Origin of the sequence: Nocardia africana NBRC 100379 (genome assembly GCF_001612635.1) — a bacterium.
Classification (GTDB): domain Bacteria; phylum Actinomycetota; class Actinomycetes; order Mycobacteriales; family Mycobacteriaceae; genus Nocardia; species Nocardia africana.
The window spans coordinates 352,693-358,910 of the sequence record NZ_BDAV01000001.1 but is presented as its reverse complement, the minus strand read 5'-3'; the positions used below and the strand labels follow the sequence as shown (position 1 = coordinate 358,910).

Annotated in this window: 6 protein-coding genes and 1 pseudogene; 6 read left to right on the top strand and 1 reads right to left on the bottom strand. The window is 67.3% G+C overall.

The window, feature by feature from the left end; all coding sequences use genetic code 11:
- The 4 genes and pseudogenes from NA3_RS37495 to NA3_RS01605 all read left to right on the top strand — a co-directional run.
- A pseudogene (locus tag NA3_RS37495) lies at positions 1-618 on the top strand (hypothetical protein); the annotation flags it as partial.
- A 21-nt stretch (positions 619-639) separates the two neighbouring features.
- Positions 640-978, top strand: coding sequence for a hypothetical protein (locus NA3_RS01615; protein WP_062961773.1), 339 nt, complete (start codon positions 640-642; stop codon positions 976-978).
- Complete coding sequence (locus NA3_RS36605; RefSeq protein ID WP_062961772.1) at positions 975-3,941, top strand: PPE domain-containing protein; 2,967 nt, start codon at positions 975-977, stop codon at positions 3,939-3,941. The genes NA3_RS01615 and NA3_RS36605 overlap by 4 nt, the downstream gene beginning before the upstream one ends.
- Positions 3,942-3,951: 10 nt before the next feature.
- Positions 3,952-4,740 carry an ESX secretion-associated protein EspG gene (locus NA3_RS01605; RefSeq protein ID WP_062961771.1) on the top strand — a complete coding sequence of 263 codons (789 nt, stop codon included), beginning with the start codon at positions 3,952-3,954 and terminating at the stop codon, positions 4,738-4,740.
- 9 nt (positions 4,741-4,749) lie between these two features.
- Here the strand turns inward: NA3_RS01605 and dtd are convergent, their stop codons facing one another.
- Positions 4,750-5,193 carry a D-aminoacyl-tRNA deacylase gene (dtd, locus tag NA3_RS01600; protein WP_062961821.1) on the bottom strand — a complete coding sequence of 148 codons (444 nt, stop codon included), beginning with the start codon at positions 5,191-5,193 and terminating at the stop codon, positions 4,750-4,752.
- Positions 5,194-5,357: 164 nt separating this feature from the next.
- On the opposite strand from dtd, the gene NA3_RS01595 reads away from it, so the two are divergent.
- Both NA3_RS01595 and NA3_RS01590 read left to right on the top strand, forming a co-directional pair.
- Positions 5,358-5,678, top strand: coding sequence for a WXG100 family type VII secretion target (locus NA3_RS01595; RefSeq protein WP_128145070.1), 321 nt, complete (start codon positions 5,358-5,360; stop codon positions 5,676-5,678).
- 25 nt (positions 5,679-5,703) lie between these two features.
- Complete coding sequence (locus NA3_RS01590) at positions 5,704-6,204, top strand: YbaB/EbfC family nucleoid-associated protein (RefSeq protein ID WP_062961769.1); 501 nt, start codon at positions 5,704-5,706, stop codon at positions 6,202-6,204.
- Positions 6,205-6,218 lie beyond the last annotated feature (14 nt).

The window sequence follows — 6,218 nt, the reverse complement described above, 5'->3', positions numbered from 1 at the left end:
CCTGCGCCGGTGGGGAATTCGTCGGGGCATCCGAATAATCCGCCCAACTTTTCCCGGCCGTTCACCCAGCAGGGACCGCCGACCGCTGCCGTGCCGAATTCCTCCACCGGAGGGCAGACCGGTGGTGGTTTCCGCGACCCGTCGGATCCGAACTACATGACCCCCTCGCGTCCGGCTCCCGCGCCGCCGGTAAACGGTGGGCAGGGTGGTGGTGGTTTCCGTGATCCGTCGGACCCGAATTACATGACCCCCTCGCGACCCGCGCCACCGCCGCCGGTGAACGGTGGGCAGGGTGGTGGTTTCCGGGATCCGTCGGATCCGAATTCCATGACCCCGTCGCGCCCGGCTTCGCCTCCACCGTCCGATCCGGCCGAGCCGCAGGATCCGGGGAAGCCGCTGGGGCCGGGTAAGGACTATCGCGCGAAATCGCGGCCGAAGAAGGTGTCGGAAACCGGTCCGATGCCGGGGCACTACGCCGCCCCGGATGCGCCGGGTGAGGAAGCGTGGTTGGCGGCGGTCGAACCGCCGCCCGCGCCGCGCGCGGCGGCCTCGGACGATCCGGGCGCGGGCGATCCGGGCGCGAGCGATCCGAATGTCGACAAGCCGTTCCAGATGTAGGCACACAGGTAGGGACTGACAATGGCGGAGAAGATCGAGGTGGACGTCGACGCGCTGACCAGAGCCGCCGACCTGCCCGAGAACGTCTCACACAAGGTGCGGGGCGTGATCGACACCCTGCACAGCACGCTGGCCGGAATCGAGAACGACTCCGCCAACCAGCCGTGGGGAAACGACAAGTCCGGCAAGAAGTTCGCGGACGGCGACAAGGGGTACAAGGCGACGCGGGCGAACATGGTCGACGGTGGCTACAGCATGGCCGATGCCCTGTTCCAATTCGCCGAGGGTGAGCGTTCGGCCGCCGACCAGTTCAGAGCCGCCGAACAAGGTTCCACCGAAGGCCTCGGAGGCCGATCATGACGTTGCCGAATGCGGACACCACCGAATGGACCCAGATACTCGGTGCGGCGAATTCCGGTGTGCTGCAGTTCGATACGAAAGACATCAAGGCCGCCACCGATGCCGCGGCACAGCTGATCGCCAATCTGGAAGCACTGGCGCAATCGGTCCACGACACCCGCGCGCACGAGGTCGGTGCCTTCAGCATTCTGCAGTCCAGTCGTGATCTCGCCGGGGTCTACAGCAATCACGGCGCGGCTCTGTACAACTCGCTGATGACCCATGCGAATGTGGTCCGCGATCAGTTCGACACCTTCGTCGCCGCCGGTAAGACCTTCGCGGCGCACGAGCACAGCTCGACGTTCAATTTCGACACGCTGGCCAAACCCAAGGACGTCACCAGCAATGTGACCCCGCCCAAACTCTCGTCGAACGGGGGGAGTCTGGTCGCCGACCTCAGTGAGGATCTGGTCGACGACAGCTGGTCGATGCCGAGTTTCCCCCAGGCGATTCAGGGCTACGGCGGTAAGACCGACTCGGTGACCATCAATATCGAGAATCCGGACAGCCTGGATTGGGATCAGATGATCCAGCTGGGCCAGACGATTCACGCGCAGCCGCCGATGGATCTGTCCGGTTTCTGGGATTCGATGTCGAAGCTGCTGTCGAGCAATATGGCCACCTACGCGGACCAGATCGCGAAGCTGCAGGCCAGCTGGACCGGTACCGCGTCGGCCGCGGCGGTGACCGCCGTACGCAATTACAAGGACAGTACGCAGGATCTGATCGACGCCATCAAGGTGACCGGTGCGAGTTTGCGGTACACCAGCGACTGGCTCGAGGCCACGCGCAAGTCGATGCCCTCTCCCGGACAGCCGGAGAAGACGGGCTGCAAACATCACCACACCGACGAATACCGCGCCAATTACAAGAAGTACTACGCGGAACCGATGAAATCGACGATCTCGACGATTCCGACGATCGCCATTCCGGGCCAGGCGAGCGGTGGTAGTACATCGGGCAGCGGATCCGGGTCGGGCAGCGGCTCGGGCTCCGGCAGTGGATCGGGCAGCGGGTCCGGAAGTGGTTCCGGCTCCGGCAGCGGGTCGGGCTATGGGAGCGGGTCGGGATACGGAAGTGGTTCCGGGTCCGGCAGTGGGTCAGGCTATGGGAGCGGGTCCGGCAGCGGGTCGGGTTACGACAGCGGTTCCGGTTACGGCAGTGGCTCCGGCTACGACAGCGGCTCCGGTTACGGCAGTGGCTCGGGCAACGGCAGCGGTTCCGGGAACGGCAGTGGCTCGGGTTACGGCAGCGGTTCCGGTTACGGCAGCGGGTCGGGCAGCGGCGCCACCTCACAGCAGCTGCAGGCGGCCTATCAGCAGGGCTACCAGGCCGGATACGAAGAGGGTTCGCACAGTTCGGGTTCGGGCACCGGCGCCGGCTACGGCGGCGGCTACGACAGCGGTTCGGGTTACGGCGGTGGCTCCGGCTATGGCGGTGGCTCCGGTTACGGCGGCGGTTCCGGGTACGGCAGCGGGGACGGATACGGCAGCGGCGAGGGTTCCGGCAGCGGCCAAGGCTATGGTGGCGGCGCGGGTTACGGCGGCGGTTCCGACTACACCGGCTCGGGCTACGGAGGTGGCACGGGCGGCGGTTACGGCGGCGGATCCGGGGCGAGTTCGGGTTCCGGTCGCAGCAGCAAGAGTTCGCAGATTCCGGGCAACTACGACAGCATGCCCGGCAGCGGCGAGTCCAACCAGCAACTCCCGAATCTGAGCGACCTGCTCAATTCCGCCGGACTCGGCGACACCGGCGGATCCTCGGGCGGCAGTTCCGGTCCCAGCAGCACGCCGTACTCGGGTCCGAGCGGCAGCGGCACCGGCTCGTCGACCGGTACCGGATCCACCTCGGGGACGGGTTCGTCGACGATTCCGTCGAATCTCGGCAAAACCCAGCAATCCGGGGCCGGTGCGGCCAAGAACGGGCAACAGCAGTTGCCGTCACTCGACGATCTGCTGTCCGGCCTTGCGGGAGAACAGAATACGGAGGCCGGAACGGGCACCACCGGCGACAGCCTCGGTCGGACGGTGCCGTCCTTCGGTGATTCGGCGACGACGGGAAGTGCGAATCCGCTGGGATCGCTGCTGTCCGGCGGGACGGGCGCCGCCAACCCGCTCGAGTCGCTGCTCGGCGGGACCACGGGTGGCTCCAACCCGCTCGAATCGCTGCTCTCGGGCGGCGAACAGGCGTTGAACCAGCTCGGGCAGACGGCCCACGACAGCTTGGCCGGCTTGGGGCAGCTGCTGTCCGGCATCCCCGGATTCGACCAGTTGCTGGCGAGCAATCCCGATCTGCGTCACCTGCTGGCCGGTATCCCCGGTCTGGACCAGTTGGTCTCGGGATCGACCGGGCTGGACCAACTGCTGTCCGGCAATCCGGACCTGAGCCACCTGCTCTCCGGGATTCCCGGCCTGGATCACCTGCTGTCCGGTACGGGTGGCACCGATCCTCTGCACTCGCTGGCGGAACGGCTGCGGGATCTCAGCCACACGCCGGGTATGGAGGGCCTGTCGGATATCGCGGCACAACTGGATCCCGGCGGGGGCGGCAGCGCCGGCGGGGGAGGCGCCGATGCCGGCGGGGGAGCCGGTGACGGCGGTGGGGCCGGTGACGGTGTGGGGCCCGGCGATCCGGCACCGCCCGAGCAACTCGAGCAACCGCGGCAACCGGACAAGTTCCCCCGCGCATCGCTACCGGCCGACGTCTCCACCTACGGTGCCGGACACCACGATTCGTACGACCAGCAGACCGGTCAGCCCGGACAACCCGGCCAGCCCGGCATGGCGGGGACCCCGGCGTCCAGTGCGGGCAATTCCGGACCGCAGGGTCAGCACCGGCGGCCGAAGTACCTGACCTCGACGGACTGGCTCGACGACGCGATGGGCGATACCCCGTTCCGGGTCAAGCCGGTGATCGAACCATGAACGAGGACATGTGAACAGGTGGACTCTGACGGACCTGGAATTCAAGGTGTTGTGCGACACTCGATTCTTCGGTCTGGTGCCGTCGATGTTCAGCATCACCAGCCGTATCCCGTATCTGGACGACTACGAGCGCGAATGGCGTCGCACCCGCGCGGAATTGGAGAACCGCGGCGACAGCGCCTTCGAAGCGATCGTGGACACCATGGTGCTGCCGGAGGTGCTGGTCGGCGGCGAGGCGTGGGAGGACTCGGATTTCGACAATCCGAACAAGCGGGTGCGCTTCTATGCCGGGCGGCTCGGTTCCCGCGGGTTCGTCGTGGTGCAGTTGCCGGGCGAAACCTTGAAACACGCCGAGGGTTTCACCATCACCGCCTGTGATCCGCGGGCCCTCGGTGAGACGGTCGTCGGCCTGCTGCCGGCGGCCGAACCCGGGCGGCTCGGGCCGATCGAGATCGAGATCGGCGAGAGCACCGGGCGGGTCTCGGGCAGTGGTTCGATGGTCGCCGACGACGAGGACGACTACCGCGGCCTCACCAGTGCGGCCTTCTTCGACATTCCCGCGACCCATACCGGCACTGTTCGATTGACCCAGGGCAGATCGAAATTCGGTCCGCGCGGCCGCATCACGGTGGCCCGGCTGTGGCGAGATCTGCCCGATGACGGTCGCTATGTGATTCCCCTGGAGGAACCGGCGCCGGTAGCCGTCGGGATGGGTTCGGCGGGCCTGGCCGACTGGATCGATACCGAGGCCGAGCACATCGTGCAGCGGATGAACGACTATCAGGAGGTGGACGAGTGAGCGTGCCGCTCACGCCTCGAGCAGCAGCGTGACCGGCCCGTCGTTCACCAGTGACACCTGCATGTGCGCGCCGAAGCGGCCGGTCGCGACGGTGGCGCCCAGATCGCGCAGGGCGGCGGCGAATTCGGCGACCAGCGGCTCGGCGACCGCTCCGGGTGCCGCGGCCGACCAGGAGGGCCGGCGGCCCTTCGCGGTATCGGCGTAGAGGGTGAACTGGCTGACCACCAGGATCGGCGCGCCCAGGTCGGCGGCCGAGCGTTCGCCCTCCAGAATGCGCAGGCGAAACAGCTTGTCCGCCAGAGTTTTCGCGAGCGCGGCGGTGTCGGTGCCGGTGACGCCCACCAGCGCGAGCAGGCCGTGCGGCACTCCCATCGCGGGCGGGTCGATCTCGCCCACCACCTCGTCGTCGACGGTGACCCGGGCCGAGCTGACGCGCTGTACCAGGATTCGCATGCCCTCCATCATCGGATACCGGCCGCGGCGGCGGGTTTCGCGGTGGCTTCCGGGACCGGCCACCCGGAGTTCACGTCGGCGCCACTGATGATTTTCCCGGGACTGCCATCGTCGAAGACCAGCGTCGACGGGCGCCGGCCGGCAGTGCGATGGAGGGACGGACGATGGCGGACGAGATCGAGGTCGAGGTGGCGAAACTCCGCACGGCCGCCGGGAAGACGCAGGATGTGCGCGACCACATCGAACAGGTGCTGACGAGACTGCAGGGCAGGACCACCGCGTACGGAAATTGCTGGGGAGACGACGGTCTGGGCAAGCAGTTCGCCGGTACCGGTAGCGGGGACGGCTACCTCGCCGCGCACGACAACATGGTCACCGGCGCGCGCAATTTCTCCACCGCCTTCCAGAAGTTCTGCGACGGCCAGAACGACAGCGCCACCTATCTGGAGACCATGGAGCACGGCAACACCTACGGCTTCAAGTGATCCAACAGCCGCGGATCGGGTGCCCATGACGAACGAGCATATGAAGGCCGAGCTGGCGGGAATCATCGGCGAGGCCAAACAGCAACTGCGCGTGATCGCCGAAATCCAGCGTGACCGTGCGGAATTGACCGGTACCGCGTCGGTGCGCAAGAACCGGGTCACGGTCAGCGTGAATGCCGACGGCACCGTCATCGAGACCAAGTTCGGCGCCGGAATCGAGGATCTGAGCTACTCCGAGATCGCGCGGGCGGTGACCGAGGCGGCCCAGCAGGCGGCGAAGAATCTGGCGCAGCGGCATCGGGAACTGATGGCGCCGCTGCAGGAACGGCGGGCCCGGTTGCCCAAACTCACCGATCTGATCGAGGGCATGCCCGATATGCGGCTGCCGACAGCACCGGAACCCTCACTGGCGCCGCCGGATTCGCCGGACCGCACCGCCGCCTACGGCGAGGACGAGCTCCGGTTCGCGGATGCGGAGACCTATCCGGTCGAACCGGAACGCCGGGTCACCGACTCCAGTTGGTGACCCGGGGTAACGGC